The sequence below is a fragment of the Streptosporangium carneum genome (assembly GCF_027922005.1).
GTDB lineage: Bacteria > Actinomycetota > Actinomycetes > Streptosporangiales > Streptosporangiaceae > Streptosporangium > Streptosporangium carneum.
Window position 1 is genome coordinate 55,270 of sequence record NZ_BSEV01000010.1, and the last position, 17,916, is coordinate 73,185.

The window sequence follows — 17,916 nt, forward strand, 5'->3', positions numbered from 1 at the left end:
AGTCGGCAAAAAGTCGGTGAATCGCAGAGTAGGTCGCGGCGGTGCGGCGGGACGTCATCGCACGATGGGATCCGGCGGATTCGAGACGAGTCTCGTGCTGGAGGACGGGTGGATCAGTCGGCTCCGGCCAGCGCGGTGAGAGCGTCCAGGTCGAGGATCAGCAGTTTGCGGTAGCGCGTCATGACGACGCCCTGGTGGCGGAGATCGGCGAGCGCGCGGTGCACCGCCGGCTCGGAGGCCCCGATGATTCCCGCCAGTTCCGGCTGGGTCAGCGAGACGGTGATCTCGAACCCCTCGCGGGTCTCCTTCCCGTAGGAGCCGAGCAGTTCGATGAGCACCCTGGCCAGGCGTCCCTTGACCTCGTGACCGCCGAAGTCGACGCGCCGCCTGGTCGCCCATCTGAGCTTGGCGGCCACCACGCTCCCCAGGGCGATGGCGGTGGCGGGATGCCCGGTGAGGAACTCCCGGAGGTCCGCGGCGCCGATCCGGTTGGCGACCACGGCGCCGACCGCGGTCGCCGTCGCGATGCGCGGCGCCTGGTCCATCGCGGCCAGCTCACCGATCACGTCGCCGCCGACACGAATGGCCAAAAGGGCGGTCCGCCCGTTCTCGGTCACGGCGGTGATCTTCACGCAGCCGTCGAGCAGAAGCAGAACGAACGTCGAGGTGTCGCCTTCGACGAGCAGGGACTCGCCCGCGCCGTACTGGCGCAGCGCGCCGAGGTTCAGCAGGGCGCGCCGGTCCTCGAAGGGGATGCTCCCGAGAAGGCTGGCGGGGGGCCAGGGTCTGTTGAGGAACCGATCTTGTCGGCCGTGTGACTCGGATGATGGGTGTGTCGCCATCTGTCTCCGCCGCATCGCTATGGTGACCATGCCGAACGTGGACAAACTTCACGCTCGGCATCGGAGTGAGGCCATTACGGTGACCGTATGTGCGGCATGTTATGGGAATCACCGGGACTTCACACGTCTCAAATTGAGATAGATAGGCTCACTATTCCATATCTGCGCGTACCGAAATAGCAGATGTCGACGGCCCGAATCAATTTTCGCCGGACGAAACCAGCTATGAATCTGGTTATCCCCTCAACCGAGACATGAAAGTCACCCGCGGGTCGTCGCACGGCGGATCTCCGACGTCACGTGGGAAATCATGGGAAATCATGAGAAGGAGTCAGCGATGACCGTCGAACGGATCGGCCCGCCCCTGATCGCGGGTGAGCGCGAGATGCTGCGCGCCCACCTCGACTACCACCGCGCGACGCTCGCCATGAAGTGCGACGGTCTCTCCGACGAGGACCTGCGCCGCCGGTCGATGCCGCCCTCCGCGCTGTCGCTGCTCGGCCTGGTGCGCCATATGGCCGAGGTGGAGCGCGCCTGGTTCCGCCGGACGATCGACGGGGAGGACATCCCGCTCGTGTGGTCGGACGAGGGCGACTACCAGGTGGCCTACGACACGAGCGCGGCCACGGGGCCGGAGGCGTTCGACGCCTGGCAGACGGAGATCGGGCACTCGCGCCGGATCGAGGAGGCGGCGGAGTCGCTCGACGTGACGGGTCATCAGCCCAGGTGGGGCGAGGACGTGTCACTTCGGATGGTGATGTTGCACCTGATCCACGAGTACGCCCGACACAACGGGCACGCCGACTTCCTGCGCGAGGGAATCGACGGCACCGTGGGCGCCTGAGACGGACCGGACGGCGTTCCTCGCGAGAGGCCGGTCGCGCGGAGCGCGGATGAGGGTGCCGACCAGCGCGGAACCTCCGTACGGCGGCGCCGGCCTCGCCCTGGGGGCCCGCCCGGGTCCGCTGGCAGAGGGAGTGACGATCACCCTCGTGACGGACGTCCCGCCGTGGCACGCCTGCCTAGCCTTCTCGGTGAACGGATCGCACCGGGTGATCCGTCCAGCAGAAAGGCAGGGATACGCATGGGCAAGTCGCGTACCACGCTCGACGACATCGCGGCGCTCGGCCCCGAGCTCGACGAGGGCCAGCTCCTCCAGGTCAACGGTGGCGTGCGGAGCCAGGTCATCGTGATCCACGGCGGCCACACGCACACCTCCGGCGACAGCAACTGACGCGCCGCGGGGGCGCGGACACCGCGCCCCCGCCCGGGAGCCGCAGCGATGATTCTCGTTCTGACCTCTGACGGAGACGAGCACGCCGACCGGGTGGTCGACATGCTCACGGCCTCGGACGCCGACGTCGCCGTCTTCGACCCCGCCTCCTACCCGACCGCCGCCACCCTGGAGATCGGCCACTCGGGGGACGGCTCGACCCGCAGGACGCTCGTCGCCGACGGCCGCGAGGTCGTGCTGGACGAGCTGACCGCGCTCTGGTACCGCAGGCCGCTGCCTCCGGTCGCCGACCCGCGGGTCACCGCCCGCGCCCACGTCGAACAGGAGTGCCTCGTCGTCGCGGAGAGCCTGTGGGACAGCCTCGACTGCCTGACGGTCCCCGCGTCCAGGCCGGTCATCGACCGCGCGGCGCGCAAGCCGTACCAGCTCGAACAGGCTCGCCGCCTGGGCTTCGAGCTTCCCGCGACGCTGATCACGACCGACCCGGAGAGCTTTCTCGACTTCTACGACCGTCACGAGGGGCGTGTGATCACCAAGCCCGTGCACGGCAACCAGCTGGAGGCGGGCGGAGAGCGGTTCGGCCGGTTCGCGGCGCCCGTCTCCCCCATGGACCTGGCGCACGCGGACGCGCTGCGGCTGTGCCCGGTCATCGTCCAGGCCTACGTGCCCAAGCGGGTCGAGGTGCGGGCGACCGTGGTCGGACGGGAGGTCTTCGCCGCCGAGATCCACTCCCAGGTGAGCAACCACACGCGTCACGACTGGCGGCACTACGACCCGGGCGCCACCCCCATCAAGCCGCACGAGCTGCCCGCGGAGGTCTCCGCGCGGTGCGTGGCGCTGGTCGAGCGGCTCGGGCTGACCTACGGCGCGATCGACCTGATCGTCACGCCGGAGGGACGCCACGTCTTCCTTGAGATAAACCCGAACGGCCAGTTCCTGTGGATCGAGGCCGCGACCGGGCTGCCCATCGGCGCGGCCGTCCGCGACCTGCTCATGAGCGGAGTGAAGTGATGGCGGACGAGCGGATGCTGGCGGAGGCGCTCGGCGTGCTCAGCGGCGGCTCCCCCGAGCGGGACCTGGCCGCCTTCAGGGCGGAGCACCCCGGCGTGCGGGTACGGCTGGTCCGGCAGCGTGAGGAGTACGACGGCTCGATTCAGCACGCCCTGCTCATCAAGAAGGGCGACGGCGCCACGATCTCCCTGTCGTGGTGTCCCGAGCGGGAGTTGCCCTGGCCGCTGCGCGGCGTGCACCGGGCCGGCGAGCACCTGCTGCTCCGGGTCAACGGCGTCGAGACCCCGGTGGCCAGGGCTGTCGCCTGCCTGGACTTCATCTGGGACGAGAGCAGGCTGGCCGACCGCCTCGTGACCGACAGCCTGGTGCGCGAGGCGATGGAGGAGGCGTGGGAGCCGCTGACCGACGCCGAGCTGCAGGAGGCGATGAACGCCTTCCGCAGGGCGCGCGGGCTGCTGACCGGCGCGGAGACCAGGGCCTGGATGGAGCGCAACCGCATCTCCCACCACGAGCTCGAGGAGCTGGTCTCGGTCGAGGCGTCGATCGCGCGGCTCCGCTCGCGGATCGCCGCGGAGAGTGTCGAGGACTGGTTCGCCGAGCACGGCCGCGACCTCGACGTGGCCCGCGTCGCGAAGGTCGTCCTCGTCCCCGGGGCCGTCCTGTCCTCGGCGGATCCCGCCGGGTTCCTCGAAGGCGTGGAGCGGGCGTTCGCGGACGGCGCGGCCGTGCCGGGCGAGGTGTTCGCCACCCTGCGCAGGCAGGAGCTCGGCCCGGAGACGGCCGACGCGGTGTTCTCGGCCGAGCCGGGGACGGTCGTCGGCCCCTTCCCGACCGAGCGGGGCGACCTGATGATCAAGGTGCTGGCGGTCGAGCCCGCCGTCCTCGACGACACCGTCCGCGACCTGGCCGAGCGAAGGATCTTCGCCGAGTGGGTCGAGCGGCGCAGGAGCACGGCGAAGGTCGAGTGGTTCTGGGGCACCGCCGAGCGGACCGGCGCCTGAAGCCCGGCTCTCCCGCCCCCGCGCTCCCGGAACACGCGGCATGGAACACGAGCCCGGAACACGGGGAGGTCAGGGGCGCAGAGCGGGCGAAGGGACCGGGCGGGCGAAGGGGCAGGGCGGTCAGGGGCCCGGCGGCTGCTGGGCGGACTCGGCGCGCCGCCGTAGCTCGGCGTTCAGGCGCAACGCCTCGTCCAGCTGGTCCTCCAGGACGATGATGCGGCAGGCCGCCTCAAGCGGGGTGCCCTGGTCCACCAGCTGACGGGCGCGGGCGGCGAGGCGGAGCTGGTAACGGGAGTATCTGCGATGGCCACCCGAGGAACGGAGCGGTTCGATCAGCTTGGCGGCCCCCAGGCTGCGCAGGAACGCCGGAGTGACGCCGAGGATCTCCGCCGCCCGCCCCATGCTGTAGGCGGGATAGTCGTCGTCGTCGAACTTGTCGGACAGCGCTGATCGGGCTGGTTCCATCGCACCTTCCGTGACGCGTGCCAGGGCCCCGGCGCGAAAGCACCGGGGCCCGAAGAGTTCAACACCATCTACCGGCTATTTTGCCGGTTTTCCTTCGCCGCACACACCCACGGGAAAGACTGGGTGTGCGGGAATCGCGTATGAGTAACCGGAGACCACCTTCCAATCCGTGGAGCTGCGGTACCCGCGCAGCGAAACCGAACCGCGGCGGGCGATCATCGTGGCGTCCAACTCCCCTTTCCTCTGGATGGCTCTTCGTTGGTCCTTCGTGCTGTCACAAGCGCCTTGGGGTCGCTCGCGCCGGTGCGGAGGATGCCCGCCTCCTCGCAGGTCCCGCGCACCCGCCGATCCTCGGTCGGACTTCACATGACCAGTTCGGCATCTGCCACATGCGGTTTTCTCCGCCTGTGGCACTACAAAGGCTACTTACGCCATAGTCGAATGTCTACTGTCGCCACGACAGATTTGGGCCGGCCGCCGGATCGCCCCAACCCAGGCGGCCGCGCCCCTCAAGGCCCGGAGCCGCCTGCCCGACTCGACGGCGCACCCAAAGGGAACTTTGTCCTGATTTGATTGGCGTTTCATTTCCAGGGAATGTCAACCACCCGCCAGGGAGTCTCGGCGACAGGACAGTGGACGGATACGGTCAGCTCATGTCTCAGCGCAGCATGCCGCACGACGCCGCCTCATGGGCGTGCCCGCACGGGCAGGACGCCCGCCGAGGTTGTGCGAACTGTTACGAGGAGTCGGTCGACCCGGGCCTCGCACTGCCGTTCTGGGACGCCCTCGCGTGGTTCACCAGCGAGCGGCCGATCCCCATCAGAACCCTGCAGGACGCCCACAACCACAGCCGGCGCTTCGCGCTCGACCAGCCGTCCGCGCCGCTGGTCTACCTCCTGAGCGGAGAGACGCGTGCCCGCGACGGAGTACAGGCCGTCGCGGGCCTGGTCGGGTTCCTCCTGCACAACCGGCACGTGGTCACCGACTTCACCGTGACCGAGACCAGGGCGACGCCCAGGGCCCGGACCGGCGGCACGGCCCGCCAGACGGATGTGTGGCTGCACCGTCGAGGGCCCTGAGCACCCGGCCTCGGCGTCTCCCCTCGGGGTGCCCGGCTCCGGTCAGGCCGCGGCTCCGGTGCGGCGGGCCTCAAGGGTCTGGGCGCCGACGAGGTCGTCGGGAAGGGCGTCCGGCGTCTCGGCGTCGAACCGCGCCAGCCGCCGCACCCGCAGCGACCCCACGACGACCAGTGCCATCCCCAGGGCGCAGACCCAGTACAGCAGGCCGATGCCCCGCCCGGGACCCACTCCGATCACCGCGCCGACGGTCGGGGCGAGCACCCCGCCGGGGGCCAGCATCGGGTCGAACAGGGCCGCGCCCAGCGGGGCGACCAGCCCCATGCCGATCGGCAGGGTCGACCAGGCGACCAGGGTGTTCAGCGCGAAGACCCTGCCGTGGTAGCGGTGGGGCACCTTGATCTGGACGATCGTCGAGTAGATCGCGTTCATGAGGGTCAGGAAGTAGGTCAGCGTGAACGCGCCGACGCCGATCGTCACCAGTGACGGGCTCAGGCCGGTGACGACGCTTCCCACGGCCATGGCCAGCGTGGTGACCAGGACGCCCAGGAATCGCCGCCTGCTCGGCCCGCCCCAGATGGCCATGGTGAGCCCGCCCAGCAGCACGCCGAGGCCGCTCACCACCGATATCCGGCTGACGTCCGTGAGGGTCGCGAAGGAGAGCACCAGCGGGGAGACCAGCAGCAGCAGGGGCGAGAGGAACAGGTTGAGCACCGCGAAGAAGCCGAGGATGGAACGCAGGCCGCGCTCCTTCCAGGTGTAGGCGAACCCCTTGGCGATCTCGGTGCTCAGCGGCTCCCTCGGCCTCCAGGGCAGGGTGTCGGGGAAGCGGACGAGGATCACGACCGCGATCGCGAAGACGTAGCTGGCGACGTCGAGGGCGACGATGCCGCCGAGCCCGATCCAGGCCAGCAGGCCCGCGGCGATCAGCGGGACGATCAGCTGGGCCACACCGCCCGTCATCTGGGTGACGCCGATCGCGTGGCCGAGGTAGTGCTTGGGAACGAGTTGCGGGACGGCCGAGCCGAAGGCGAGCCGCTGGAAGCTGCCCGCGATCGACAGCGAGACGACCAGCAGGTAGACGTGCCAGAGCTGGAGGTCGCCGAACAGGATCAGCCCGGCGAGCACGGCCTGGTTGGCGGCCGAGGCGCAGTCGGCCAGCAGCAGCACCCTGCGCCGGTCGCCCCTGTCGACGATCGCGCCCGCCAGGGGCGAGATCAGCAGCCCGGCGAGGTTGAGCACGGCCAGGATCGAGAACTGCGCCAGCGAACCCGAGTCGACCAGGACCGTCAGCGGCAGCGCCCACCCCGTCAGCGCGGAGCCGATCATGGATATCTGCTGGCCCGCCGCGACGACGAGGAAGCGTCCCATGCTGGGTCTGACGGCCGGGGCGTCGGAGCCCGGTCCCGGGGGCGTCGCCGTGCCCACCGCGTGCACCCACCAGGTGTCGGCGGGCCCGCGCTCAGGCGGCGCGTCGAGGCAGGTGTGGAGCTGCAGGATGTCGGCCAGTTCCTCGGCCCGGTAGCGCAGGAAGAAGTGTCCGCCCTCGTCCAGCACGACCAGGGCCGTGGTGTCGGTGAGGAAGCGCCATTCCTCGAAGCGCTCCTCGTAGAAGTCGGTCGCGGGGTCGCGCTCGCCGATCACCGAGATGATCGGGGCCCGCAGCCGGTCGCGGTCCGGGGTGTCGAACAGGTCGGTGAAGTACTTCTCCGCCGCCTTCGAGTCGTGACGCATCGTGCGGACGATCCGCTCCGCCACCCCCGGATCGAGCTCCTCCAGGTCGATGCCCCTGGCCTTGAGCCGGTTGATGTCGGTCTGGCTGCGGCTGAGGTTCCCCAGGTCCCCGAGGCGCGACAGCGTGCGCATCAGCCCCCTCGGCCTGGCGAAGGGGAAGATCGCTCCGATGTAGACGGCCTCGACGTCGCGGCCCGCCGCCTCGACCCGGCGGGCCAGCTCGGTGGCGAGCGCCGCCCCGACCCCGCAGTGCCCGTAGATCACGACGGGCCCCTCGACGGTCCGCAGGATCTCCTCGGCGCAGCGCCTGGCGACCTCGTCGAACTCCTCCGGCTCCTCGTCCAGCCCGACGTCGTTGCCGGGGATGCCGACCGCGTAGAGGGCCTGGTCCTCGGGGAGGGCGTCGGCGAGGGGCTGGTAGACGATCGCGCTGCCGGAGCCGTACGGCACGCAGACGTAGGCGCGCGTCGGCACGCCGCGGCGGGGCGTGAGCCGCTGCAGCAGCGGCCTCGGCCCGTCGGCGGCCGGTCCCGCGACGAACCCGGCCAGCTCGCGCACGGTCCGGTAGGAGAACAGGTCGACGAGACCGACCTGGTGGCTGCCCTCGGGAAGCGCCCTGCGCAGCTTGGCCACGACCTGGATCGCCAGCAGCGAGTTGCCGCCCAGGTCGAAGAAGTCGTCGTCGACGCCCACCCGCTCGACGGACAGCACCTCGGCCCAGACGTCGCAGATCGCCCGTTCCGTGTCGGTGCCGGGCTCGACGTACTCGGCGGCGGCGCTCTCCGGCGCGGGCAGGGCCTTGCGGTCCAGCTTGCCGTTCGGGGTCAGCGGCAGGGCGTCCAGCGTGACGAACAGCGAGGGGATCATGTAGTCCGGCAGGACGCCGCGCAGGGCGGCCCGCACCTGGGAGACGTCGGGCACGGCGTCCGCGCCCGCGTCCTCGGCACCGGCGGCGTCCGCGGCGAGGTAGGCCACCAGCCGCCTGTCCCCCGGCACGTCCTCCCTGACGATCACCGCGGCCTCGCGCACGCCCGCCCGCTCCCGCAGCGCCGCCTCGATCTCGCCCAGCTCGATCCGCAGGCCGTGCAGTTTGACCTGGTCGTCGAGGCGGCCGAGGAACTCGATCGTGCCGTCGGGCAGCCAGCGGGCCGCGTCGCCGGTCCGGTAGACCCGGTCCGCACCGAGCGGGAAGAACCGCTCGGCGGTCAGCTCGGGCCGTTCGTGGTAGCCGAGGGCGACGCCGACCCCGCCGATGTGCAGCTCGCCCGGAACGCCGACCGGAACCGGACGGCGGTGCCGGTCGAGGATGTGGAGCGCGACGTTCTGGATGGGCGCGCCGATCGGCACGCTCGTCCTGCCCGCGAGCGCCTCGGCGGTGCACTGCCAGGAGGAGACGTCGATCGCCGCCTCGGTCGGGCCGTACAGGTTGTGCAGCTCGGCGGCGGGGAGGGCCTCCAGGCAGCGTCTGGCGAGGTCGACGGGAAGCTCCTCGCCGCTGCAGACGACGCGCCGCAGGGACGTCAGGCGTCCCACGTCCTCGGCGAGGAAGAGCGCGAGCATCGAGGGAACGAAGTGCAGTGTGGTGACGCGCTCAGCGGCGACGAGGTCGCGCAGGTAGGCGGGGTCCCGGTGCCCGCCCGGCTCGGCCAGCACCATCCTGGCTCCGGTGATCAGCGGCCAGAAGAACTCCCAGACCGACACGTCGAAGCCCGCGGGCGTCTTCTGCAGGACGGTGTCCCGCGCGGTCAGGCCGTACCGTCGCTGCATCCAGTCCAGGCGGTTGACGATGCCGCGGTGGCTGTTCAGGACGCCCTTCGGCTTTCCCGTCGACCCCGAGGTGTAGATCATGTAGGCGGCCGTGCCCGGCTCGCCCGCGGGTTCGGGAGCGGTCGCGGGCAGGCCCTCCCAGAGGGCGGGATCGTCCAGCGGGAGGACCACCGCGTCGCTCTCCGGCAGACGCTCCGCCAGGCGCGTCTGGGTCAGCACCACGGGGGCGGCGGCGTCGGAGAGCATGAAGGCGAGCCGCTCCGCGGGATAGTCCGGGTCGAGCGGGACGTAGGCGGCCCCCGTCTTGAGCACGCCCAGCAGCCCGACCACCAGTTCGGCTGAGCGCTCCGCGCAGACCGCGACCAGCGTTCCGGCGCCGACCCCGAGCGCGCCGAGCCTGTTCGCCACCCGGTTGGCCCGCTCGTCGAGCTCCCGGTAGGTCAGGGACACCGGCCCGCCCGCCGGTCCGGCCCCCGTCCCGGCCGCGGATCCGAAGGTCACCGCGACGGCGTCGGGCGTCCGCGCCGCCTGGGCCTCGACGAGGCCGTGCAGCGTCATGTCCGAGGGGAAGGGACGGGCGGTGGCGTTCCACTCCTCGGTGACGAGGCGGAGCTCCGCCTCCTCCAGCAGGGTCAGCTCGCTCACCGGCACGTCGGGGCGCGCGACGGCGTCCCTGAGCAGGGTCTCGAAGTGGCCCGCCATACGGCCGACGGTCGCGGCCTCGAACAGGGCCGTCCGGTAGGTGAAGGCGGCGGTCATGCCGCCGTCGGCGCCGGGGACGAGATAGAGCTCCAGGTCGTGGCGGGACGAGCCGGGCGGCATCGTGAAGTCGGTGATCTCCAGGTCACCGCCCGCTCCCGTGTCGGGGGCGAAGTCGTGCATGGAGAAGAGCGTGTCGGTCAGGGGTTGCCTGCTGGGGTCCCTGGGCACGTCGAGGGCGTCGACCAGCCGGGCGAACGGCAGCTCCTGGTGGTCCAGCGCGTCGATCACGACGTCGCGGGTGCGGGTGAGGAGATCGGCGAAGCCGGGGTCTCTGTCGAGCCTGGCCCGCAGTACCAGGGTGTTGACGAACATGCCGACCACGTCCTGCAGACCCGCCTGGGTGCGCCCGCCGACCGGCGTGCCGACCGCGACGTCCCGCTCACCGCAGTAGCGCGCGAGCAGCACCTGGAAGGCGGCCAGCAGCGTCATGAACGGTGTCGCGCCGTGCCGCCTGCCCAGCTCGGTGAGCGCGGTGACCAGCTCCGGGTCGAGTCGGTGCACGTGGGAGGCGCCGTCGTAGCTGAGCAGGGGCGGGCGGGGGCGGTCGGCGGGCAGCTCGACGCGGGGCAGCCCGGCCAGCTCCTTGCTCCAGTAGGCCAGCTCGCGGTCGAAGGGACGCTCGCGCTGCCAGAGGGCGAAGTCGCCGTACCGGACCGTGGGCGCGGCCGGCTCCTCCCTCCGGTAGAGCGCGAACAGGTCGGCGAACAGGAGCTGGGCGGAACGGCCGTCCGCGACGATGTGGTGGACGAACAGCGCCAGGACGTGGTCGTCGGCCTGTCCGTGAGAGGAGTCCGCTCCGTGGGAGGAGTCCGCTTCGTGGGAGGGGTCCGCTCCGTGAGAGGAGTTCGCTTCGTGGGAAGGGTCCGCTCCTTCGTCGGAGGGGAGGCGGATGAGCATGGCGCGCAGCAGCGGCCCCTCCGACAGGTCCAGCGGCCTGCCGCTCTCGGCGTCGATCAGCTCGGCGGCCTCGGTCTCCGTCGCGGCCTCCGCCAGCCTGAGCGGCACCGGCGCGGAGGGCACCACGTGCACCGCGGGCCGCCCGTCCTCCGTCGCGGGGAATCGGTGCCTGAGGCTCTCGTGCCTGTCGGGCAGCAGGGCCAGCACGTCCCGCAACCGGTCGGTGTCCAGCGGGCCGCGCAGCCTCACCGCGACCGCGATGGTGTAGGTGGCGCTTCCCGGCGTGAAGTGCTCCATGAACCACAGGGGCTCCTGGACCGGGGAGAGCGGCGGCGACACGCCGTCCGGCCTGCGCGGGATCGCGGGACGGCTCGGGGCGACTGTCTTCAGCCTGCGCCTGAGCAGTTCCCGCTTGGCCTCGGAAAGATCGGCAGCGGACACGCCATCCCCCTACGACGATGTCTTCACGACCCCCGGGAAAGGCGCGGTGCCGGAGACGAGGCCGCGGCACGCTCCCGCTGAGTCCCGGAAGCTGTCGGAGCGCACGCCGCTGTGCGCGAGAACAGTGAAGCAGTTTCTGGAAAGAAACTTTTCTGATCAGTTGGGTGCGTCAGTCTGGCACGCCCCCCTCAGGAGTGGCAAGGTCCCAGGCTCCCGCGCCGCCCGAACCCGCCCCGCCACACCTCGCTGACGTGCGGTTTCGTACGGCGCAGCCCCCCACCCCCGCACGGCCGGGCTTGCGACCCCGCGAAGTTCCGTGGAACACTTCGGCCCGCCCGTAACAGTAAAGGACCTTTCCAGATATCGGGGGAAAGGCATGAAAACCGGCCCGCTCTCCTACGGCCAGGAACGGCTGTGGTTCCTCAACCGCCTGGATCCGCAGGACCCGTCCTACAACACCTCCTACGTCTACCGCCTGCGCGGAGAGCTCGACGTCCCCGCGCTGCGAGCCGCCTTCACCGCCGTGGCCGCCCGGCACGACGCGCTGCGCACCCGGTTCACCGAGCTCGAAGGACGGCCCGTCGCGGTCGTCGAACCGCCCTCGCCCGTCGAGGTCGAGGTGGTCGAGGCGGCCTCCGTCGAGGACGCGGAGCGGATCGTCAGCGCCCGCACCAACGTCGCCTTCGACCTGTCGGAACGCCCTCCCCTGCGGGTCACCGTGGTCCGGCTGGGCCCCGGCGACCACGTCCTCTGCGTGACGTCGCACCACGTCAACGTCGACGGCTGGTCCTTCAACGTGTTGCGCGCCGAGGTGGCCGAGCACTACGCGGGCCGGAAGCTGCCCGCCGACCTCCCGCCGCAGTTCAGCGAGTACGTCAGGACCGAGCGCGCCGACGACGCCGACCTGGCGTGGTGGACGGGGCGGCTGGCGGGGGTCCCCACGCTGGAGCTGCCCGCCGACCGTCCCCGCCCCGCCCGGCGCGGCACGGCGGGCGGCGAGGTGCGCTTCCCCATCGCCCCCGACCTCGTCTCGGCCGTCTCCGAGCTGGCCAGGAAGTCCCGCTGCACGCCGTTCATGGTGCTGCTCGCCGCCTACCAGGTGCTGGTCTCCCGGCACAGCGGCCAGTACGACTTCTGCGTCGGCACCCCCTCCTCGGGACGGAACCGCACCGAGCTTGAGGGGATGATCGGCTTCCTGTCGACGACGATGGTGCTCCGCTGCGACCTGTCGGGCGACCCGACCTTCGCCGAGTTGCTGCGCCGTACCCGCCGGTCGGTCCTGGAGTCGCTGGGCCACGCCGACGTGCCGTTCGAACGGCTGGTCGGCGCTCTGGGCGTGGAGCGGGACCTCAGCAGGACGCCGGTGTTCCAGACCATGTTCGCGCTGCACACCCATGGCGAGCACAACACCGGCCTGGCGGGCCTGGATGTCGCCCCGTTCCCGCACGGCTGGCACCCGGCCAGGTTCGACCTCTCGCTCGACGTCCACGAGGAGCCCGACGGGAGCCTGCTGGGCGTTCTCATCCACAGCGAGGAGCTGTTCGACCGCGAGAGCGCAGAACGGCTGGCAGAGCGGTACCTGCGGCTGCTCGCCTCGGCGGTCGCCGATCCGGGGCTCCCGGTCGAGCGTCTGGAGCTGCTGCCCGAACGGGAGCGGGTCCTGCTCGAGCAGTGGAACGACACCGCCGCCGAGCTGCCCGAACTCACCGTCGTCGACCTGTTCCTCGAACGGGCGAACGCCACCCCTGACGCGGTCGCGGTCGTCTCGGGCGAGACCACGCTGACCTACGCCGAGCTGGCGAACCGGGCCGCCGCCCTGGCCGAGCGGCTCACACGTCGCGGCGTCGGGCGCGGCTCACTGGTCGCGGTGCGGATCTCCCGCGGCCCCGCGATGCCGGTCGCGCTGCTCGGCGTGGCCATGAGCGGCGCCGCCTACCTGCCGGTGGACCCCGACTACCCGCAGGCCCGCGTCGCCTACGTGATCGAGGACTCAGGCGCCTCACTGACCCTCACGGACGCCGACCTGAAGGACCTGGTCTCGGCCCCGACCGGCGTGGAGGCCGCGGAGACCGGGACCGGAGGCGGCACGGGCGACGCCGGGGCCGGTACGGTTCCGATCCCGGCCCCGACCGGCGTGGAGGCGGCCAAACCCGGGGGCGGTACGGCGCCGATCCCGGGAGGCCGTCCCGGAGGAGCCGGGCCGGACGACACCGCCTACGTGCTCTACACCTCCGGATCCACCGGCAGGCCCAAGGGCGTGGTGGTCCCGCACCGCGCGCTCACCAACTTCCTGCTCGCCATGCGCTCACTGGTCGGATCGGAACCCGGCCACGCCTGGCTGGCGCTCACCTCCCTGTCGTTCGACATCTCCGCGCTGGAGCTCTACCTCCCGCTCGTCACCGGCGGCCGGGTCGTGGTCGCGGACGCCGAGACGGCCAGGGACGGAGCCGCGCTCGCCCGCCTCGTCGTGGAGCGGGGCGTGACCCACGTGCAGGCCACCCCGTCCGGCTGGCGGGTGCTGCTCGTCGGCGACCTCCCTCCGGTCGTCGCCCTCGCCGGAGGCGAGCCGCTCCCGCTCAGGCTCGCCACCGAGCTGAGGTCACGGGTGAGCAGGCTGGTCAACGTGTACGGCCCGACGGAGACGACGATCTGGTCGACCGCCTGGGAGGTGCCCCGGGAGCCGGACAGGATCGTCATCGGCGCGCCGATCGCGAACACCACCGTCCACGTGGTCGGTCCCGGCGGCGCGCAGGCGCCCATCGGGATCCCCGGCGAGCTGCTCATCGGCGGGACCGGCGTCGCCACCGGCTATCTGGGCAGGCCGGAGCTGACCGCGGAGCGCTTCGTCGACCACCGGGGGGAGCGCGTCTACCGGACCGGCGACCTGGTCCGCCTGCTCGGCGACGGCACCCTGGAGTTCCTCGGCCGCACCGACAACCAGGTCAAGCTCCGCGGGCACCGCATCGAGCTGGGCGAGATCGAGTCGGTCCTGGAGGCCGCCCCCGGAGTCGCGCAGGCCGTGGTGACCGTGCGGGACGACGCGCTGGTCGCCTTCGTGGTCGAGACGACCGCCACCGAGCACACCCCGGCCGACACGGTCACGTCCGCCCAGGCGGACTCCAGCCCGACCGCGTTCGAGCCGGTCCGTACGGCCGAGGCGGCCCGTACGGCCGAGGCGGCCCGTACGGCCGAGGCGGACGACGTGACCGCGGGGGTGCGCGAGCACGCCGCCGGGCTGCTGCCCGGCTACATGGTGCCGAACGTGATCGTCGTGCTCGACGCCCTGCCGCTCACCCCGAACGGCAAGGTCGACCGTAACGCGCTGCCGTACGCGCCGATCGCGAGGAGCGTCCGAGTCCCGCCGAGAACCCCGAACGAGCGGCTCGTGGCGGCGGTCTTCTCCGAGGTGCTCGGCGTCGCGGACGTGGGCGCGACCGACGACTTCTTCGTGCTGGGCGGCCACTCCCTGCTCGCGACCATGGTCGCCTCGCGGTTGCCGGTACGGATCCCGGTGCGGGAGGTCTTCCTGCGCTCCACGGTCGAGGCGCTGGCCGGGCTGCTCGACGACGCCGACGAGGGGAAGACGGGGACGGGGAGCGGGGGTCCCCGTCCCCGAGGCGCCGGGGTGAGCGCCCCGCTCTCCCACAGCCAGGAACGACTGTGGTTCCTCAACCGTCTCGACCCTGACGACGCCGCCTACAACATGTGGGTGGTGCGGCGGCTGCGCGGCCCGCTGGACGCCGCCGCCCTGGGACGGGCGTTCGACGAGGTCGTGGCCAGGCACGAGACGCTGCGCACGCGCTACCCCGAGGTGGACGGGACTCCCGTCGCCGTGGTCGAGCCCGCCGGACCGGTGCCGATCGAGACCGTCACGGCGGAGGACGGGCACGGTGTCGAGAGGCTGGTCGCGGAGCGGACGAACGCTCCCTTCGACCTGACCTCGGGGCCGCCCCTGCGGGTCACCCTGGTCGGGCTCGGCGCGGACGACCACGTGCTGTGCGTGGTGCTCCACCACATCCTGGGCGACGGCTGGTCGCTCAACGTCATGCTGGACGAGCTCGCCCGCCTCTACTCGGGGCAGGAGCTCGCTCCGCTCCCGCTGCAGTTCGGCGACGTGGCCCTCTGGGAGCGGGAACGGGAGCCGGAGCACGAGGAGTCGCTCGCCTACTGGCGGGAGCGACTCGCCGACCCCGTGCCGCTCGACCTGCCGACGGACCGGCCGCGTGAGACCGCTCGCGCCAGGAGGGGCGCCTTCCACAGCTTCAGACTTCCCGCGGAGGAGGCCGACCGGCTGACCGCGATGAGCAGGGCGCACGGGGCCACGCTCTTCATGACGCTGCTCGCCGCCTACCAGGCGACGCTCGCCCGGCACAGCGGAAGGGACGACGTGCCGGTCGCCACCGTCACCGCGGGACGCAACCGCGTCGAGCTGGAGACGATGATCGGCTATCTGAGCGACGTGGTCGTGCTGCGCGGCGACCTGAGCGGGGACCCGACCTTCGCCGAACTGCTCGAGCGGACCAGGGACACCGTCCTGACCGCCTTCGCTCACCAGGGCGTCCCGTTCGAACGGCTGCGCGTCACGCGGGATCCCTCGCACACGCCGTTCTTCCAGACGATGGCGATCCTGCACACCCAGGACGGCGGCGCCGAACCCGTCTTCGCCGGGCTGGAGACGGAGCCGTTCCGGCACGGTTTCGAGCAGATCAAGTTCGAGCTGACGCTGGAGGCCTGGCAGGACGAGCGCGAGCTGTACGTGGTGCTCTCCTACGACGCGGAGCTGTTCGACGCGGCCACCGTCGCCGCGCTCGCCACCCGTTTCGAACGGCTGCTCCGCCGCGTCTCCGCCGACCCCGGACGGCGTCTGGAGCTGTGCACCGAGGAGGACGCGCGACGGCTGCGCGCCCTCGGGGAGGGACCGCCGCTGCCCGAGGCGCCTCACGTGCCGGACCTGGTGGCGGCCGCCGTACGGGCCCGTCCGGACGCCGTCGCGGTGGCCTGCGGGCCGGCGACCCTGACCTACGCGGAGCTGGACGCCCGCGCCGACGAGCTGGCCGGGCTGCTGCAGGCCAGGGGGGTGCGCGCGGGGGACGTCGTGGGAGTCTGCCTCAGCAGGTCTCCCGAGGCGGTCGCGGCGCTGCTCGCGGTCTGGCGGGCCGGGGCCGCCTACCTGCCGCTCGATCCCGACCATCCCGTGGAACGGCTCGCCTTCACGGTGCGGGACAGCGCCGCCTCGCTCGTCCTCACCTCGACGAACCTGAGCGACCGGCTGCCCGAGGGCGTCCCGGTGGTGCGCACGAGCAATCGGCCCTGTGAGCCGGAGCCCGTGCCGCGCGACGCCGCCGCGTACGTGATCTACACCTCCGGGTCGACCGGGACGCCGAAGGGCGTGGTGGTCGAGCACGACGGGCTGGCCGCGCGGGTGGCGTGGATGCGCGAGGCGTACGGCCTGCACCCCGGCGACCGGGTGGTGCAGTTCGCCTCGCTGAGCTTCGACACCCACGCCGAGGAGATCTACCCGACGCTGGCCGCCGGGGCGCGCCTGGAACTGCTTCCCGACGGCGGCGTCACCCTGCCCGACCACCTGGACGGGGTGACGGTGCTGGACCTGCCCACGGCCTACTGGCACGCGCTGGTCGACCAGATCGACGAGATCGCCTGGCCCGACACACTGCGCCTGGTCATCCTGGGCGGCGAGCAGGTGCACGAGGCCGCGGTCACGCGCTGGCGGGAGCGCTTCGGCGACCGGGTCAGGCTGGTCAACACCTACGGCCCGACCGAGGCGACGATCATCGCCACCGCGGCCGAGCTGGACGGCTCCCCCGGACGGCCGCCGATCGGCGTCCCCGTCGGCGGCACCCGGGCGTACGTGCTCGACTCCGCGGGACGGCTCGCGCCGCCCGGCGCTCCCGGTGAGCTGTGCGTCGGCGGCGCGGGAGTGGCGCGTGGCTATCTCGGCAGGCCCGAACTGACCGCGGAGCGCTTCACGTCCTTCGGGGAGGACCGGATCTACCGGACCGGCGACCGGGCGCGCTGGCGGGCCGACGGGCGGCTGGAGTTCCTCGGCCGCCTCGACGACCAGGTCAAGGTCAGGGGCTTCCGGATCGAGCTCGGCGAGATCGAGTCGCGGCTGCTGGCCCACCCCGGCGTCGGCCAGGCGGCCGTCGCCGTACGCGACGACACCCCGGTCGGCTACGTCGTCGGCGACGCGGACCTCGACGAGCTGCGGGTCTTTCTCGCGGAGACGCTGCCGCCGTACATGGTCCCGCACGTCTGGGTGCGTCTCGAACGGCTGCCGCTCACCGCGAACGGCAAGGTGGACCGGGCCGCGCTGCCGCTGCCCGACGCGCGACGGGAGGCGGAGTTCGTCCCGCCGCGCACCGACGCGGAGGAGCTGGTCGCCAAGGTCTTCGCCGAGGTGCTGGAACTCGACGCCGTCGGCGCCCACGACGACTTCTTCGTCCTGGGCGGCCACTCGCTGCTGGCCGTACGGGTGATCGCCACGTTGAGGGCGGCCGTCGAGCTGGACGTCCCGATCCGCACGCTGTTCACCCACGCCACGGTCGAGACCCTCGCCGCGGCGGTCGAGGAGCTGCTCGTCGCCGAGCTGGACCAGCTGTCCGAGGAGGAGGCCGCCCACCTGGCCCGGGACCTCTGACCCCGCGCCGGACCGGCACACGCGCCCC

General features: G+C 72.0%; 9 protein-coding genes. 6 read left to right on the forward strand and 3 right to left on the reverse strand.

Going from position 1 to position 17,916, the window contains the following annotated elements:
* Window positions 1-113: 113 nt before the first annotated feature.
* Window positions 114-842, reverse strand: coding sequence for a Crp/Fnr family transcriptional regulator (locus PKF00_RS22095; RefSeq protein WP_271219500.1), 729 nt, complete (start codon window positions 840-842; stop codon window positions 114-116).
* A gap of 337 nt (window positions 843-1,179) precedes the next feature.
* Between PKF00_RS22095 and PKF00_RS22100 the strand changes: the two genes are divergently transcribed.
* From PKF00_RS22100 to PKF00_RS22115, 4 genes are all read left to right on the forward strand, one after another.
* Window positions 1,180-1,686: a DinB family protein gene (locus PKF00_RS22100; RefSeq protein ID WP_271219501.1), complete on the forward strand. Its 507-nt coding sequence runs from the start codon at window positions 1,180-1,182 to the stop codon at window positions 1,684-1,686.
* 240 nt (window positions 1,687-1,926) lie between these two features.
* Window positions 1,927-2,076, forward strand: coding sequence for a hypothetical protein (locus PKF00_RS22105; RefSeq protein WP_271219502.1), 150 nt, complete (start codon window positions 1,927-1,929; stop codon window positions 2,074-2,076).
* Window positions 2,077-2,124: 48 nt separating this feature from the next.
* Complete coding sequence (locus PKF00_RS22110; protein ID WP_271219503.1) at window positions 2,125-3,087, forward strand: MvdC/MvdD family ATP grasp protein; 963 nt, start codon at window positions 2,125-2,127, stop codon at window positions 3,085-3,087.
* Complete coding sequence (locus PKF00_RS22115; RefSeq protein WP_271219504.1) at window positions 3,087-4,088, forward strand: TIGR04500 family putative peptide maturation system protein; 1,002 nt, start codon at window positions 3,087-3,089, stop codon at window positions 4,086-4,088. The genes PKF00_RS22110 and PKF00_RS22115 overlap by 1 nt, the downstream gene beginning before the upstream one ends.
* Window positions 4,089-4,208: 120 nt before the next feature.
* On the opposite strand, the gene PKF00_RS22120 is transcribed toward PKF00_RS22115, so the two are convergent.
* Window positions 4,209-4,553 (reverse strand): MerR family transcriptional regulator, encoded by a 345-nt coding sequence (locus PKF00_RS22120; protein WP_271219505.1) that lies wholly within the window; start codon window positions 4,551-4,553, stop codon window positions 4,209-4,211.
* 653 nt (window positions 4,554-5,206) lie between these two features.
* On the opposite strand from PKF00_RS22120, the gene PKF00_RS22125 reads away from it, so the two are divergent.
* A complete protein-coding gene (locus PKF00_RS22125; RefSeq protein ID WP_271219506.1) occupies window positions 5,207-5,632 on the forward strand; it encodes a hypothetical protein in 426 nt (141 codons plus the stop codon).
* Between the two features lie 42 nt (window positions 5,633-5,674).
* On the opposite strand, the gene PKF00_RS22130 is transcribed toward PKF00_RS22125, so the two are convergent.
* Window positions 5,675-11,230, reverse strand: a complete 5,556-nt coding sequence (locus PKF00_RS22130; RefSeq protein ID WP_271219507.1) for a non-ribosomal peptide synthetase/MFS transporter — start codon at window positions 11,228-11,230, stop codon at window positions 5,675-5,677.
* A gap of 376 nt (window positions 11,231-11,606) precedes the next feature.
* Between PKF00_RS22130 and PKF00_RS22135 the strand changes: the two genes are divergently transcribed.
* Window positions 11,607-17,888 (forward strand): non-ribosomal peptide synthetase, encoded by a 6,282-nt coding sequence (locus tag PKF00_RS22135; protein ID WP_271219508.1) that lies wholly within the window; start codon window positions 11,607-11,609, stop codon window positions 17,886-17,888.
* Window positions 17,889-17,916: the final 28 nt, after the last annotated feature.

What these genes read in the sequence shown, in the direction of transcription:
- PKF00_RS22095 (WP_271219500.1), bottom strand. Translation starts at nt 842, where the DNA reads ATGGCGACACACCCATCATCCGAGTCACACGGCCGACAAGATCGGTTC.
- PKF00_RS22100 (WP_271219501.1), top strand. Translation starts at nt 1,180, where the DNA reads ATGACCGTCGAACGGATCGGCCCGCCCCTGATCGCGGGTGAGCGCGAG.
- PKF00_RS22105 (WP_271219502.1), top strand. Translation starts at nt 1,927, where the DNA reads ATGGGCAAGTCGCGTACCACGCTCGACGACATCGCGGCGCTCGGCCCC.
- PKF00_RS22110 (WP_271219503.1), top strand. Translation starts at nt 2,125, where the DNA reads ATGATTCTCGTTCTGACCTCTGACGGAGACGAGCACGCCGACCGGGTG.
- PKF00_RS22115 (WP_271219504.1), top strand. Translation starts at nt 3,087, where the DNA reads ATGGCGGACGAGCGGATGCTGGCGGAGGCGCTCGGCGTGCTCAGCGGC.
- PKF00_RS22120 (WP_271219505.1), bottom strand. Translation starts at nt 4,553, where the DNA reads ATGGAACCAGCCCGATCAGCGCTGTCCGACAAGTTCGACGACGACGAC.
- PKF00_RS22125 (WP_271219506.1), top strand. Translation starts at nt 5,207, where the DNA reads ATGTCTCAGCGCAGCATGCCGCACGACGCCGCCTCATGGGCGTGCCCG.
- PKF00_RS22135 (WP_271219508.1), top strand. Translation starts at nt 11,607, where the DNA reads ATGAAAACCGGCCCGCTCTCCTACGGCCAGGAACGGCTGTGGTTCCTC.